The following is a 15060-nucleotide window of genomic DNA, read 5'->3' on the forward strand; positions in this document are numbered from 1 at the left end:
GTGCTGTCGCGCAGGCGCCTGTCTGTGACCTTGACAGGGTGGCCTGATCTGACGGACAGTCAGAAACCCTGACCCGTACGCCCGGGAGGTCCGCCGCCGTGCACCTCGCCCCGACGGCGCGACAGCAAGAGCTGCGCACCGAACTCCGTACGTACTTCCGTGCCCTGATGCCGGACGGACCGCCGCCCGCGAGCGACCACGCCGCGCAGCGGGTGCTGCTGCGCAGGATCGGCGCCGACGGACTGCTCGGACTGGGCTGGCCCGTCGAGTTCGGGGGCCAGGGCCGCGGCCCCGACGAGCAGTTCGTGTTCTTCGACGAGGCGTACCGGGCGGGCGCCCCCGTCTCCATGGTCACGCTGAACACCGTGGGCCCGACTCTGATGAGGTACGGGACGCCGGAGCAGAAGGCCTACTTCCTGCCGCGCATCCTCGCCGGTGACCTCGTCTTCGCGATCGGCTACAGCGAGCCCGGGGCAGGGACGGACCTGGCCTCGCTGTGCACCCGCGCGGTACGGGACGGTGACAGTTGGCTCGTCGACGGTCAGAAGATCTTCACCAGCAACGCCCAGAACGCGGACTGGATCTGGCTCGCCTGCCGTACCGATCCGGACGCGCCCAAGCACAAGGGGATCTCGATCCTCCTGGTGCCGACGGATGCGCCGGGGTTCTCCTGGACCCCGATCGAGACCGTGGGCGGGCTGATCACGACGGCGACGTACTACGACCGGATCCGGGTGCCGGCCGCGCATCTGGTCGGCGAGGAGAACGACGGCTGGGCTCTGATCACCAACCAGCTCAACCACGAACGGGTGGCGCTGGCCGCGATCGGGATGCAGGCCGAGGACTTCTACGAGGCGGCGCTCGCGCGGGCACGTACACCTGATCCGGTGACCGGGACTCGCCGTATTGACGAGCCCTGGGTGCAATTCCGAGCGGCCGAAGCGTATGCCCGGCTCGCGGCAACACGCCTGCTCAACTGGCGTTTGGTGGGGGGTGCGGGGGCAGGTCGGCCGGCTCCGGGAGATGCCAGCGGCGTGAAGTTCGCCGGAACCGAATCCGCGGTCGAGGTGTATCGAATGTGCCAGGAAATCGCGGGGGAGGCGGGGCTGATCCGGGCTGGATCTCCCGGCTCGCTCGGGACCGGGACTCCGCAGGAGGGGGAGCTGGAGCGGATGAACAGAGCGGCACAGATCAATACGTTCGGGGGCGGCGTGAGCGAGGTGCAGCGCGAGATCGTCGCGACCATGCGGCTCGGCCTGAAGAGGGGGAAGAGGTGACGCGCGGCGAAGCGGCGTCGGCCCGCGCCGATGCGTTGTATTCACGGCTCAAGGCGTACGAAGGGCGGGCCGCCGCCGCGGGGACGGGCAAGGACCCGGTCAACGAGCCGATGATCAGGCACTGGTGCGAAGCCATGGGGGATGCCAATCCCGCGTATCAGGGTCCGGATGCCATCGCGCCGCCGGCGATGCTGCAGGCATGGACCATGGGCGGTCTGTCCGGGCACCGCGGCCGGGCTGCCGCGCAGGACGAGCTGTTCGAGCTGCTCGACGGGGCGGGATTCACATCCGTCGTCGCCACCGATTGCGAACAGGAGTATCTGCGCCCGCTCCGCCCCGGTGACCGGATCACGTTCGACGCAGTGATCGAGTCGGTGTCCGAGCGCAAGAGCACCAAGCTGGGCACGGGGTACTTCGTCACCACGCGGATGAATGTCCGGGCGGGCGACGAGCTCGCCGGTACGCACCGCTTCCGCATCCTCAAGTACGCGCCCGCTGCCAGGACACCGGACGGCGACCGCCCGCAGCAACCTCAGCGACAGCGACCGCAGCGACCGCAGCGACCACGCCCGGTGATCAACAGGGACAACGCAGGGTTCTGGGACGGGGTGGCGGACCACCGCCTGCTGATCCAGCGGTGCGATGGCTGCGGCACACTGCGCTTCCCCTGGCTTCCGGGGTGCGCGGCCTGCGGATCGCCCGACTGGGACACGGTCGCGGCGAGCGGCGCCGGCACGGTGTTCTCTTACGTGGTGATGCACCACCCGTCCTTCCCGGCCTTCGACCCGCCGTACGCAGTGGGGCTGATCGAGCTGGCCGAAGGTGTACGCATCGTGAGCAACGTGGTCGGAGTTCCGTACGACAAGGTGCGTATCGGCATGCCGGTGGAACTGGAGTTCCTCAGGGTTGACGAGGAGTGGGAGCTCCCGGTCTTCCGTGGTGCGCAGGGGCACCTGGACAGGGGGGCGGGCTGACATGGACTTCACGCCCACGGACGAGCAGGCGGCCGCCCGGGAGCTGGCGGCACAGATCTTCGGGGACCTCGCGACCCATGAGCGGCTGACCGCGCTGGGGAGCGGCAGCGACGCACAGGTGTGGAAGGCGCTCAGCACGGCAGGGCTGATCGCCGCCGTCGAGGAGACCGGCCTGCTGGGGCTGGTGCTGCTCCTGGAGGAACAGGGACGGACGACCGGGCAGACCCCCTTCGCCGCCGCGTGTGTGTACGGACTGCTGGCGGTGGCGGCCCATGGCTCCGACGAGCAGCGGGCCCGGCTGCTGCCGGGGCTGCGGGACGGCACGGTGGTGGCGACCGGCGCGTTTCCGCTGCGTGGAGCGGCTGTGCGGGCGGACGGGCAGGGACGGCTCACCGGAGTCGTGCCGTATGTGCCGTGGCTGCGCGATGCGACGCATGTCCTGGTCCCGGCCGCCGAGCCGGAGCGGGCGGGAACGGAACGCGCCGGGCGCGGGCCGGTGGTGCCCGAGCCAGCAGGGTGCCGTCCGCTCATCGGCTGCTTCCTGCTGGAGACGGCCGGGTTGAGCATCGAGCCCGTCGAACTGACCGCGCCCTGGTCGGCCGGACGGCTCGAGCTCGATGACCGTCCGGCCGAGCGCATCGGCGGGCCCGATGCGTACGACGACATACTTGCCATGAGCCGTACCGCCTTTGCGGGTCTGCAGGCGGGGGTGTGCGCGGGCTCCCTCGCCCGCGTCGTGGAGCACACCTCGGCCCGCGAGCAGTTCGGGCGGCCGCTCTCCACCAACCAGGGGGTGCTGCTGCGCGCGGCCGACGCGTACATGGACACCGAGGCGATACGGGTCACGGCGTACGAGGCGGCCTGGCGGCGCGACGCGCGGCTGCCGTACGCGACACATGCACTCACCGCCGCCTGGTGGGCCTCGGAGGCCGGCAAGCGGGTCGTGCACGTGGGCCAGCATCTGCACGGCGGTACGGGCGCGGACCTCGGCCACCCCGTCCACCGGCACTTTCTGTGGGGTCGCCAGCTGGACGCCTATCTGGGCTCCGGCAGTGAAGTCCTCTCGGAACTGGGCGCGTTGCTCGCCGGACAGGAGCCGGTATGAGCACCGCACACAGCACCGGGACGACCGGTGTGCACATCGGCATGGAGCTGCCGTCGCTCACCGTCCCGGTCACCCGCACCCTGATCGTCGCCGGCGCTGTGGCATCCCGCGACTACCAGGACGTCCATCACGACGCCGAGCTCGCGAGATCGAAGGGCTCACAGGACATCTTCATGAACATCCTGACGACCAACGGACTGGTCGGGCGGTATGTCACCGACTGCTTCGGGGAGCATGCCGTGCTGCGCAAGGTCGCCATCCGGCTGGGCGCACCCAACTACCCGGGAGACACCATGGTGTTGAGCGGCACGGTCACTTCCCTGGACGGCGCGACGGCCGGGGTGCGGGTCGTCGGGGCCAACGGCATCGGCACGCACGTCACCGGCACGGTGACCGTGATCCTCCCGGAGGCCGGCACATGAGCGTCCGAGGACGGGACACCCTCGGTGGCAGGGCAGCCATCGTCGGTGTCGGGGCGACGGAGTTCTCCAAGGATTCCGGGCGCAGCGAGCTCAAGCTCGCCGTCGAGGCGGTGCGGGCGGCGCTGGACGACGCCGCTCTGACGCCCGGTGACGTCGACGGGCTGGTCACCTTCACGATGGACACCAGCCCCGAGATCACCGTCGCCCAGGCGGCGGGCATCGGGGAGCTCTCCTTCTTCTCCCGTATCCACTACGGCGGTGGCGCGGCCTGCGCCACCGTGCAGCAGGCCGCCCTCGCCGTCGCCACGGGCGTCGCCGAAGTGGTCGTCTGCTACAGGGCGTTCAACGAGCGCTCGGGCCGCCGTTTCGGCTCCGGGGTGCAGCAGCGGGAGCCCTCCGCGGAGGGCTCGGCGCTCGGCTGGAATCTCCCCTTCGGGCTGCTCACCCCTGCTTCCTGGGTGGCCATGGCCGCCCAGCGGTATCTGAACGCGTACGGGCTGACACCCGACGTGTTCGGCCATGTCGCCGTCACCGACCGCCGCCATGCGGCGACCAACCCCGCGGCGTATTTCTACGAGCGGCCGATCACCCTCGCCGACCACGCGGCATCGCGCTGGATCGTGGAGCCGCTGCGGCTGTTGGACTGCTGCCAGGAGACCGACGGAGGCCAGGCCGTCGTCGTCACCAGCACCGAACGGGCCCGCGACCTGCCCAAGCCCCCTGCGGTGATCGTCGCCGCCGCGCAGGGTGCCGGGCGGGCGCAGGAGCAGATGACCAGCTTCTACCGGGACGATCTCACAGGGCTTCCCGAAATGGGGGTCGTCGCCCGGCAGTTGTGGCGGACGTCCGGACTCGCGCCCGCCGACATCGACGTGGGCATTCTCTACGACCACTTCACTCCGTTCGTGCTGATGCAACTGGAGGAGTTCGGGCTCTGCAGGCCGGGCGAGGCGGCGGAGTTCCTGGCCGCGGACACCCTGCCGGTCAACACGCACGGCGGCCAGTTGGGGGAGGCGTATCTGCACGGCATGAACGGCATCGCGGAGGCGGTGAGGCAGCTGCGCGGCACATCCGTGAACCAGATACCCGGCGCTGCAAGGGCCCTGGTCACGGCCGGTACGGGCGTCCCCACGTCGGGGCTGGTCCTGGGCGCGGACGGCATATGAGCGGCCCTCCCGTCACGGACGGACGCGTCCCGGCGCGGCTGCGTCCGGCCCCTGCCCGTAACCGACCCTGAGAGGCAACTCCACCTTCAGGAGGTGCGACCGGCGCCGGCCCTACAACCTGAGGGGGACAACGCTTCGGGACCTGGGGCCGATCCGCGGCACACAGCCCGCTCCTAGCGTGGAGACATGACCACGCCAGTCTGTACGAGCGCCTCCAGAGCCGCCGCGCCGGTGCCGTCGTACACGTCCTATCCCTCGTTCTCTTCGTATGTACGGGCGCGGGGGCCCGTGCTGCTGCGCACCGCCCGGTCGCTGACCGCGAACCCGAGCGACGCCGAGGACCTGTTGCAGACCGCGCTCACCAAGACCTTCGTCGCATGGGAGCGGATCGAGGATCACCGTGCGCTGGACGGCTATGTCCGGCGTGCCCTGCTCAACACCCGCACCTCCCAGTGGCGCAAGCGCAAGGTGGACGAGTTCGCCTGTGACGAGCTGCCGGAGCCGAACACGGCGCCCACGCCCGACCCGGCCGAGCAGCAGGTACTGCACGACGCGATGTGGCGCGCGGTGATGAAGCTGCCGGACCGGCAGCGGGCCATGGTGGTGCTGCGCTATTACGAGGACCTGAGCGAGGCGCAGACCGCCGAGGTGCTCGGGGTCTCGATCGGCACCGTCAAGAGCGCGGTGTCGCGGGCGCTCGGCAAGCTCCGCGAGGATCCTGAGCTCCGTCCGGTCCGCTGATCACCCGGCAGAGGCATGGGCTGCGGCAAGGGGGCAGCAGGGGGATTGGGTGGATATCAGGGGGATCTGGGGGCGTAAACGGGGCGTACGGGGGAGCAAGTGCGGTTGTGTGCCGTGATGTGTGCGGTGGTGCGCCGGGATTGGATTACCTCCGGGTAGTGACATACCGCGCGGTACGTGAGCAGAATCTTCCCACCCTTACTGCCACGTAGCGCTAGCGCCCACCGGGAGGACGCCGTGCTGAGCACCATGCAGGACGTACCGCTGACCGTGACCCGCATCCTTCAGCATGGGATGACGATCCACGGGAAGTCACAGGTCACCACCTGGACAGGGGAGCCCGAGCCGCAGCGTCGCAGCTTCGCCGAGGTCGGCCGACGGGCCACCCAGCTGGCGAACGCCCTGCGCGACGAGCTGGGCATAGACGCGGACCAGCGCGTCGCCACCCTCATGTGGAACAACGCGGAGCACGTCGAGGCGTACTTCGCGATCCCCTCGATGGGCGCCGTGCTCCACACGCTCAACCTCCGCCTCCCCGCCGAGCAGCTCGTATGGATCGCCAACCACGCCGCCGACCGCGCCGTGATCGTCAACGGCTCCCTGCTGCCGCTGCTCGCCCCGCTCCTGCCGCACCTGCCGACGATCGAGCACATCGTGGTCTCCGGCCCCGGCGACCGTTCGCTGCTCGCCGACACCGAGGCGCGGGTGCATGAGTACGAGGAGCTGATCGCCGGCCGCCCGACCACCTTCGACTGGCCGGAGCTGGACGAACGCTCCGCGGCGGCCATGTGTTACACCTCCGGGACCACCGGCGACCCCAAGGGCGTCGTCTACTCCCACCGCTCCATCTACCTGCACTCCATGCAGGTCAACATGGCCGAGTCGATGGGTCTGACGGACGCGGACACCACGCTCGTGGTCGTCCCCCAGTTCCATGTGAACGCCTGGGGCCTGCCGCACGCCACGTTCATGACCGGCATCAACATGCTGATGCCCGACCGCTTCCTGCAGCCGGCGCCCATCGCCGAGATGATCGAGCGGGAGCGGCCCTCGCACGCCGCGGCCGTCCCCACCATCTGGCAGGGACTGCTCGCCGAGGTGACCGCCAACCCCCGCGACCTGTCCTCCATGACGCAGGTCACCATCGGCGGCGCCGCCTGCCCGCCCTCCCTGATGGAGGCGTACGACAAGCTCGGGGTGCGGCTGTGCCACGCCTGGGGCATGACCGAGACCTCCCCGCTCGGCACGATGTCCCACCCGCCGGCCGGTCTGAGCGCCGAGGAGGAGTGGCCGTACCGCATCACGCAGGGCCGCTTCCCGGCGGGCGTCGAGGGCCGGCTGATCGGCCCCGGCGGCGAGACCCTGCCGTGGGACGGCGAGTCCGCGGGTGAGCTGGAGGTGCGCGGCGCCTGGATCGCGGGCGCGTACTACGGGGGCGCGGGCGGTGACGACTTCCGGCCCGAGGACAAGTTCAGCGCGGACGGCTGGCTCAAGACCGGCGACGTCGGTGTGATCAGCCCCGACGGCTTCCTGACGCTGACCGACCGGGCCAAGGACGTCATCAAGTCCGGCGGTGAGTGGATCTCCAGCGTCGACCTCGAGAACGCGCTCATGGCGCACCCCGAGGTTGCCGAGGCCGCCGTCGTCGCCGTTCCGGACGAGAAGTGGGGCGAGCGTCCGCTGGCCACGGTCGTACTGAAGGACGGTTCGACCGCGGACTACGAGTCGCTCAGGGCGTTCCTCGCCGGGAAGGTCGCCAAGTGGCAGGTGCCGGAGCGGTGGGCGCTGATTCCCGCGGTGCCGAAGACGAGCGTGGGCAAGTTCGACAAGAAGGTGATCCGCAGGCAGTACGCGGACGGTGAGCTGGACGTCACCCAGCTCTAGCGGTCGCACACCGGGCCCTGGTGCCCGGACGCGAAGGGCCGGCGGTCACGACCGCCGGCCCTTTCGCGCGTCCGTGGAACGCCTCTGCCCGGCGCCCCTCAGTTGGTGCCGATCTTCGCGAGGAGATCGACGATGCGGGCCTGGACCTCGTCGCTCGTGGACCGTTCCGCGAGGAAGAGCACCGTCTCCCCCGACGACAGCCGCGGCAGTTCCTGCGGGTCCAGCCCGGCCGAGGTGTAGACGACCAGCGGGGTGCGGTTCAACTGGCCGTTCGCACGCAGCCAGTCGATGATCCCGGCACGCCGGCGGCGCACCTGCATCAGGTCCATCACCACCAGGTTCGGCCGCATCTGGCCGGCCAGCGTGACCGCGTCGGCGTCCGCGCTCGCCCGGGCCACCTGCATCCCGCGCCGCTCCAGCGTCGCGGCCAGCGCCAGCGCGATCTCCTCGTGCTCCTCGATCAGCAGTACCCGCGACGGGTGCTGCTCGCTGTCGCGCGGGGCCAGTGCCTTGAGCAGGACCGCCGGGTCGGCGCCGTAAGCGGCCTCCCGTGTCGCCTGCCCGAGTCCGGCGGTCACCAGCACCGGCACCTCGGCGGCCACCGCCGCCTGCCGCAGCGACTGCAGCGCCGTCCGGGTGATCGGGCCGGTCAGCGGGTCGACGAAGAGCGCCGCGGGGAACGCGGCGATCTGCGCGTCGACCTCCTCGCGCGAGTGCACCACGACCGGGCGGTAGCCGCGGTCGCTGAGCGCCTGCTGCGTGGAGATGTCGGGAGCCGGCCACACCAGCAGCCGGCGCGGGTTGTCCAGCGGCTCCGGGGGCAGTTCGTCGTCGACGGGGCGCGGCTGGGGCTGGTTGGACACCTCGACCGCACCGCCCGGGCCGTCCAGCGGCTCGGGTCCCTCGGCGCCCTCGTCCGGTGCGCCGATCGCGTACGCACGCCCCGGTGAACGGTCCGCGGTCAGCCGCTGACCACCGGATGCCGCCGGTCCCGGATCCGGGACCGGCACCGGAGCCGCGGGCGGTACGGGAGCCGGGACCGGGGCGGCCTGGGGTTGCGGATGCGGGTGGACGGTGTGATCGGCCCGCCCGGTGTCGGGCGGCGTCGCCAGCTTGCGACGGCGGCCGGCGCCGAGTGTCTGCGGCGAGGGCTGGTTCTGCTGCTGGGCGATCTGCTGGGCGAACGGCACACCTTGGCCGAGGGTGCGGACGCTGAACGCCCGCCCTTGCGTGGAGTCGTTGGCGGCCGGTTCCTCGGCCGGCAGCGGCTGCGCCGCCCGCGCGGGGGACGGCCGCGCCGGTGCGGCGGGGGGCAGCGGCAAGGACACGGAGCCGGTCCCGCCGGTCTGCGCGGGTGCGGCGGGAGCCGGGCCGGGCACTGCGGCGCCCGCATTCCCGCGGGCATCGGCCGTCGGCTGCTCGCCCGTCGGCCCGTCTGCCGGTCCGCCGTCCGGGGCGACCGCGGCGATGCCCCGGCCGGGGGTGTCGCTCGGCACCCACGCCGCCTGGCCGGAGGCCGTCGGGCCGGACGGCGTCGGCATCGGCGTCGCCGCCGGTGCCTCCGTGCCCTGCTCGGGCAGCGGTCCGGCCGACGGCGCCGTCCCGGGCGCGCGCCTGCGGCCCGTCGGCGCGGGATGCTGCTGCGGCGGAGTGTGGTGCTGGGTTCCCGGCTCGGTCGCCACCGCGTCATGCCGGTCCGGCAGGGATGCGTCCGTCGTGTCCTGCGCCGGGGCCGCGACCCGGTCCGCCTCGGCCGGCGGCAGCGCGAACGCGGTGCGCGCCTCGCCCTCCGTCCGGGCCGTCCTGCCCGTGGCGATACCTTCCGGGCCCTCGGCCGGAACGGCCGCCAGCGCGCGCCGGGCCCGCCGCCCGCTCGACGGGGCGTCGACAACCGGCGCGGACCCTGCCGTGGAAGCGGCAGGGAGCGCAGGCAGCCCGCCCTCCACGGCCTGCCGGGCCCGCCGCCCGCTCGACGGGGCGTCGACAACCGGCGCGGATCCTGCTGTGGAAGCGGCAGGGAGCGCAGGCAGCCCGCCCTCCACGGCCTGCCGGGCCCGCCGCCCCGAAGGAGCGGCCGCCAGGCCATGGGCATCGACCGGCATACCCTGCGGCGGCACGGTCTCGCCGCGCGCCGCGCGCCCGCCCGCACCCTCCGCGGCCGTCACCACCGCACCCTCGGCAGGCTGCGCGGCGGCCGGCACGTGAGCCTTCTCGGCCGGGCTGGGCCTGCCGCGCCGCCGCCCGGTCCCGCTGCTGCTGCCGTGGTCGCCCGAGTCCTGCGCCGGGATGAGGTCCTTGTCCGCCTGAGCCGCCCGGCGCCTCCCGGTCGGCTGTGCGGCCACCGGGTCCTCCATGGCCACAGGGCTCTCCAGGAACGCGTCCGTGGAGGCCCGCCTGGCACGGCGGCGCCCGCCGCCGGAGGTGACCGGCGCCGGCTCGGACGACTGCTGGGCCGGGAGCGCGGGCGTGAGGTTCTCGGCGGGGGCGGGCGGCACGGTCCCCGCGCCGTCGCCCAGCGGCACCTCCAGTACGTACGCGCTGCCGCTCATTCCGGGCACCTCGTGCGTCTGCAGCACCCCGCCGTGCGCCCGTACGATCCCGCGCACGATCGGCTCGTGCACCGGGTCTCCCCCGGCGAACGGCCCGCGCACCTCGATGCGTACGACATCACCGCGCTGCGCCGCGGCGACCACGATCGTCGAGTCCACGTACCCGCCGCCCGGCACGACCCTCGCCTTGCCGGTGGAGTCGACCCCGGCCACGTCCGCGACCAGATGCGCCAGCGCCGTGGCCAGCCGGACCCCGTCCACCTCGGCCTCTATCGGCGGGGCGTGCACGGCGAACTGGGCCCGACCGGGGCCGATCAGCTCGACCGCGCCGTCGATGCCGGCCGTGACGACGGCATCGAGCAGCACCTTGGCCTTGGTCAGTTCTTCCGCGCCCGTGTCGAGCCGCTGGAAACCGAGGACATTGTCGACGAGTGTCGTCATCCGGGCATAACCGGCGGCGAGATGGTGCAGGACCTGGTTGGCCTCGGGCCACAGCTGCCCCGCCGGGTCGGCGGCCAGCGTGCCCAGCTCGGCGCGCAGCTCCTCCAGCGGCCCGCGCAGCGACTCGCCGAGCACCGCGGTCAGCTGCGCATGCCGGGCGGCCAGCTGTGTGTACTGCTCGTCACGCGCCTCGAGTTCGGAGGTGTACCGCTCGGCCTTGTCGGCGAGCTCGGCCTCGTACTCCTCGGACTTGGTCTTGAGCTCCGCGGTGAGCCGTTCGGTGGTCTCCGCGATCTCGGCCGTGAGCCGGTCCGTCGTCTCCGTCAGCTCCGCCGCGTGCTGCTGCGCCTGCTCCTCGAAGGGGCGCCGGTCGGTGAACGTCATCACCGCGCCGACGAGCTGGTCCCCGTCCCGCACCGGCGCGGTCGTCAGATCGACGGCGACCTTGTCGCCGCCCTTCGTCCACAGGACCTGCCCGCGCACCCGGTGCTTACGGCCGGACTTGAGGGTGTCCGCGAGCGCCGACTCCTCGTACGGGAACGGCTCGCCGTCCGCACGCGAGTGCAGGATCAGCGGATGCAGCTCCTGCCCGCCGAGGTCGCTCGCGCGGAAGCCGAGAATCTGCGCGGCAGCCGGGTTGACCAGGACGACCCGCCCGTCGGTGTCGGTGCCCACGACACCTTCGGACGCCGCCCGCAGGATCATCTCGGTCTGCCGCTGCGAACGCGCCAGCTCCGCTTCCGTGTCGACGGTCCCCGACAGGTCCCGCACGACAAGCATCAGCAGCTCGTCCCCGGTGTAGCCGGTGTGGGAGTCGTAGGCCTCGCGCCCGTCCTCCAGGCTCGCGCTGGTGACCTCGACCGGGAACTCGCTGCCGTCCGTACGGCGCGCGATCATCCGGGCAGGCTTGGTGCGCCCGTGCTGGTCGGCGGCGTCGGGCCGGCGCATGGAGCCGGGGATCAGCCGGGAGTCGAACGCGGGCACCAGGTCGAGCAGCCCGCGGCCGACGAGGGCGGTACCGGGGGCCTCGAAGAGTTCGAGCGCGATGGTGTTGGCGTTGACGACCGTGCCGTTGGCATTGACGAGGACGAGCCCGTCCGGAAGGGCGTCGAGTATGGCTGCGAGGCGAGCAGCGCCTCGGGATGGCCTGCTGCTCACGACGACCGTTCCTCCCTGACCTACTGCATATTGCGGACGGCCGATCCCATCTTGCCCCTCGGGCTGCGACCTGTCACTGAAGCGAGTCTAAGGGCAGCAGGGACGCGGGTGGCGGTGGATGAGGGGGAGCTCTCACCAAGGATGTGTGCACATGCGTACGCCTCTGGCCTATGACCTGGTGTTCGGCAGTACGGGCTCCAGTGACTGCCAGCGTGAGATTTCGCAGCCGTCGGTCCGGCTGAACGAGGAGTCCACCTGACGCCCCCGCCAGATCCCGGTGATCCGCGCACTGGCCGGCCCACCCGACTGCTGGGTGCACATCTGGTCCTGGGGCGACGGCGCGAAGGGGTCGAGCCCGTCCCGCGCCAGCTCGTCGAGCCGCGCGCACGCCGGCTCCGCCGCGGGGTGGGTGCCGCCCGCCGGCCCGCACTCCAGCTGGAACGTGCCGTTCGTCCGGAGGTTCCCCGTCTCCGAGACGGTCACGGTCAGCCGGTCCCGGTCCTGCACCGGCTGGGGCGGCGGCAGCGGGACGGGAGCGTCCGCGGCTCCCGCGGGCACGGCGCCGGCCAGCGCGGCGGCAATGACGGCAGCGGACACGGCGGCGGTGCGTACGAGGCGGCTCAGCATGAGGGCTCCTGGGGAGAGTCACGGGTCCGGCCGGGGGCCACGAGGGCCCCCGGATCTCTAACGCTGCTCATGCCGCGGCGTTGCGCAACCGCAGATGCTTTGCTCTGTGGCCCGCGGTCCTAGTACCGTGGACAGCGATTGGTGACAGCCCACTGGGCTGTGTCATCATCTGCACGCACCACTCGCGTCCGCGCGGGTGTGCTGGAGGCGTCGCCTAGTCCGGTCTATGGCGCCGCACTGCTAATGCGGTTTGGGCCTTAAAGCCCATCGAGGGTTCAAATCCCTCCGCCTCCGCGCATCGATCACTGAAGCCCCGGCCAGACGGCCGGGGCTTCAGTCGTCCACGCGGTGTCCGCGAGGGGGCCATCCGGGTGTTTTTGCAGGTCAGATGGGGTATGGCTAATGGATTTCGCCCTACGGCGCAGGTCATGTAATGTTGTTCCCGCAACGCCGACCGGGCAGAAAAGCCCGGGAAGTAAGCACTCGTAGCTTAACGGATAGAGCATCTGACTACGGATCAGAAGGTTGCAGGTTCGAATCCTGCCGAGTGCACAGCAGGCCAGAGGCCCCCGGAAATCATCCAGGGGCCTCTGCCGTTGGGGTGTACAGCAGCGAAGTACAGCAACCGTGTCAGCCGGTGCCTCCCATGGCGTCAGACAGCTTGCCGATCGCGTCGCGCACCTCTTCTTCGCTCGCCTCGGCGTAGACCTCCATCGTCATCGCGATCTGCGAGTGCCTCAGAATGCGCTGTGCCACCTTCGGGTGGACCTTGAGGGCGACCAGGAGCGAGCTGCAGGTGTGCCGGGTGTTCCGGAGCGGGATCCCCCGAAGGCCGGCACGGCGAACGCGCAGGGCGAACATCCGGGTCAGGTTCCCCGGCTCGATCGGCGTGCCGTACTTCGTCGTGAAGGCCAGGCCGTGACTGTCCTGCCAGAGATCGCCCGCGGCATTCCGGTCCCCGAGCTGCTGGGCACGACGCATCCGCAGGGTCTTGACACACAGCGCGGGCAGCGGCAGGAAGTCGTCCGAGTCCTCGGTCTTGGTCTCGCGGTGGAGGATCTTGCGTCCCGCTCGCTGGATCTGGTGATCCACGTACAGCTCGCCCGCTCGAAGTCGACGGACTTCCACGTCAGGCCCAGCACCTCGCCGCGGCGCAGCCCGAGGCAGAGCACGAGCACCCAGGCCGCGAAGAGATGGTCATCACGAGCAGCCGCATCGGCCAGGAACCGCCCCGCCTCGGCGACGGACCACGGCTTGATCCGACGACGGCGGGGCTTGGGCACCTTCACGAGCGAGGCGACGTTCTTACTGATCTCCTCCTCGGCGACCGCATGGGTGAGAGCGGCCCGAAGAGCGTCGCGTGAGCCTTGGATCACCCGCCGTGAGGGGTACGACTCGCAGCAGTCCCCGACCGCGCAGCACTTCCGACGAGCAGGGGCGGTCTTAGCGTCCTTGCCCTGAGCGCAGCACTGGCAGACGGTCGCCAGCTTGGTCAGCCACTCGCGCACGTCCCGCACGGTGAGCTTGTCCAGCCGCTTCGCGCCGAGGTGCGGGGCGATGTAGAGCCGCACGAACCCCTCGTACGAGACGTACGACAGCGGGGCGAGGTTGGGCTTCACGATCGAGTCGAGCCAGTACGCAGGGAAGATCTAGCGTCACAGAGCCAAGCCATGAGGACAGGACACGCATGATGAGGGTCAGTGCGCGAACGCCGCCCCCGAAGTGTCGTCCAAATCCACGCAGCAGCCGTAGCCCCAGTAGACGTAATAGTGAGGCGTTGCGAGACGACGCCTGCAGGTCGGGCACGATACTTGCTGGTGCGAATTGGCGCGGATGACAGCAGTGTCTTTCAGATTGAAGACCCTCTGGGTGGCAGCGAGCCCGTGCTCTGTGATCCCCTGCTGCACGAACTCCAGGGCCCCGTAAGTGTGCCCGCACGGGCATGCGATCCGATTGGAGTAGGCGGAACAGGCGGAGAGCGCCGACTGCTCGATCCCCAGTGCGGAGGCGATCTGAGCGATCTCCGCGTCCAGTACCGGTTCGAGCCCCATGTGTTTCATGCGATGCGGAGTCCAATACCACGCGTTGACGGCTGCGAACTGATCAGGCGTTAGGTAGAACGTTGCCGTCCGGCCGCTCTTCACGACGCTCTTCACTACGTCCACGACGACGCTGTCCTCGGCCATCATCACAGCCCTGCGACCGGCGACGACCGACTCGATGTCGCCCAAGGATTCCTTGTCCATGTCGTGTCACTCCTGCGAAAGCTCTCAACCCGCTCGGCACGGGCAGCTCCTCAACTGCAACCTTCGTGCGGTCCAGAGCCCCGGGCAACCAGGAAGCCGCCGACCGTGGGAATGTCGACAGCGGGCTGCCCAAGCGCCATGCCCGGCCGTGATCAACTGGTGCTGCCTGAGCCCGAAGTTCGGCCGAATATCTATGGCCCGGAATTCGGGTGATACAGGATCGAAACCGACCCGCGCTTCCGCGCCTCGACACGACTCGCGAGCGCCTTCCTCTCCTACCGGCCAGGACAGGAACTCGTCCTCTACTGGGCCGCAGCCCAGCTGGCCGCGACGATCTCCGTACGCTCATCTCCGATGCCCTCGGCGTCACAGTTGTCGAAGACTTCCACCAGCACCGCATGGCGTACCGCGGCCTCTGGTTCGGTGACCCGCACGAACGAAGCCCTGGGAGTGAACCCCCGCCGCGACCC

The 15060-nt window shown here is 70.9% G+C and carries 11 protein-coding genes, 2 tRNA genes and 1 pseudogene; 9 read left to right on the forward strand and 5 right to left on the reverse strand.

Annotated features, from left to right (window positions below):
* The first annotated feature begins 98 nt into the window (after nt 1-98).
* The 7 genes from OHS70_RS18795 to OHS70_RS18825 all read left to right on the forward strand — a co-directional run bounded on the left by OHS70_RS18795 (nt 99) and on the right by OHS70_RS18825 (nt 7569).
* On the forward strand, nt 99-1277 hold the full coding sequence (locus tag OHS70_RS18795) for an acyl-CoA dehydrogenase family protein (protein WP_328398956.1): 1179 nt from the start codon (nt 99-101) through the stop codon (nt 1275-1277).
* Nucleotides 1274-2251 (forward strand): bifunctional MaoC family dehydratase N-terminal/OB-fold nucleic acid binding domain-containing protein, encoded by a 978-nt coding sequence (locus OHS70_RS18800; protein ID WP_328398957.1) that lies wholly within the window; start codon nt 1274-1276, stop codon nt 2249-2251. Before OHS70_RS18795 ends, OHS70_RS18800 begins: the two co-directional genes overlap by 4 nt.
* Before the next feature lies 1 nt (nt 2252).
* Nucleotides 2253-3356: an acyl-CoA dehydrogenase family protein gene (locus OHS70_RS18805; protein WP_328398958.1), complete on the forward strand. Its 1104-nt coding sequence runs from the start codon at nt 2253-2255 to the stop codon at nt 3354-3356.
* Complete coding sequence (locus tag OHS70_RS18810) at nt 3353-3778, forward strand: acyl dehydratase (RefSeq protein ID WP_328398959.1); 426 nt, start codon at nt 3353-3355, stop codon at nt 3776-3778. Before OHS70_RS18805 ends, OHS70_RS18810 begins: the two co-directional genes overlap by 4 nt.
* On the forward strand, nt 3775-4944 hold the full coding sequence (locus OHS70_RS18815) for a lipid-transfer protein (RefSeq protein WP_328398960.1): 1170 nt from the start codon (nt 3775-3777) through the stop codon (nt 4942-4944). Before OHS70_RS18810 ends, OHS70_RS18815 begins: the two co-directional genes overlap by 4 nt.
* Before the next feature lie 186 nt (nt 4945-5130).
* Nucleotides 5131-5685: a SigE family RNA polymerase sigma factor gene (locus tag OHS70_RS18820; RefSeq protein WP_328398961.1), complete on the forward strand. Its 555-nt coding sequence runs from the start codon at nt 5131-5133 to the stop codon at nt 5683-5685.
* 237 nt (nt 5686-5922) lie between these two features.
* Nucleotides 5923-7569, forward strand: coding sequence for a long-chain fatty acid--CoA ligase (locus OHS70_RS18825; protein ID WP_328398962.1), 1647 nt, complete (start codon nt 5923-5925; stop codon nt 7567-7569).
* Between the two features lie 98 nt (nt 7570-7667).
* Here OHS70_RS18825 and OHS70_RS18830 read toward each other — a convergent pair whose 3' ends face one another.
* Both OHS70_RS18830 and OHS70_RS18835 read right to left on the reverse strand, forming a co-directional pair.
* Nucleotides 7668-11717, reverse strand: a complete 4050-nt coding sequence (locus OHS70_RS18830; RefSeq protein WP_328398963.1) for a PAS domain-containing protein — start codon at nt 11715-11717, stop codon at nt 7668-7670.
* 168 nt (nt 11718-11885) lie between these two features.
* On the reverse strand, nt 11886-12344 hold the full coding sequence (locus OHS70_RS18835) for an SSI family serine proteinase inhibitor (protein WP_328398964.1): 459 nt from the start codon (nt 12342-12344) through the stop codon (nt 11886-11888).
* A gap of 203 nt (nt 12345-12547) precedes the next feature.
* On the opposite strand from OHS70_RS18835, the gene OHS70_RS18840 reads away from it, so the two are divergent.
* Both OHS70_RS18840 and OHS70_RS18845 read left to right on the forward strand, forming a co-directional pair.
* Nucleotides 12548-12638 (forward strand) — tRNA-Ser (locus OHS70_RS18840).
* Nucleotides 12639-12823: 185 nt separating this feature from the next.
* Nucleotides 12824-12896 (forward strand) — tRNA-Arg (locus OHS70_RS18845).
* Between the two features lie 78 nt (nt 12897-12974).
* Here OHS70_RS18845 and OHS70_RS39080 read toward each other — a convergent pair.
* From OHS70_RS39080 to OHS70_RS18865, 3 genes and pseudogenes are all read right to left on the reverse strand, one after another.
* Nucleotides 12975-13990 (reverse strand): annotated as a pseudogene (locus tag OHS70_RS39080) (tyrosine-type recombinase/integrase); the annotation flags it as partial.
* A gap of 51 nt (nt 13991-14041) precedes the next feature.
* Nucleotides 14042-14590 (reverse strand): hypothetical protein, encoded by a 549-nt coding sequence (locus OHS70_RS18860; protein ID WP_328398966.1) that lies wholly within the window; start codon nt 14588-14590, stop codon nt 14042-14044.
* Between the two features lie 302 nt (nt 14591-14892).
* Nucleotides 14893-15024, reverse strand: a complete 132-nt coding sequence (locus OHS70_RS18865) for a hypothetical protein (RefSeq protein WP_328398967.1) — start codon at nt 15022-15024, stop codon at nt 14893-14895.
* Nucleotides 15025-15060 lie beyond the last annotated feature (36 nt).

Origin of the sequence: Streptomyces sp. NBC_00390 (assembly GCF_036057275.1) — a bacterium.
Taxonomy (GTDB): Bacteria; Actinomycetota; Actinomycetes; order Streptomycetales; family Streptomycetaceae; genus Streptomyces.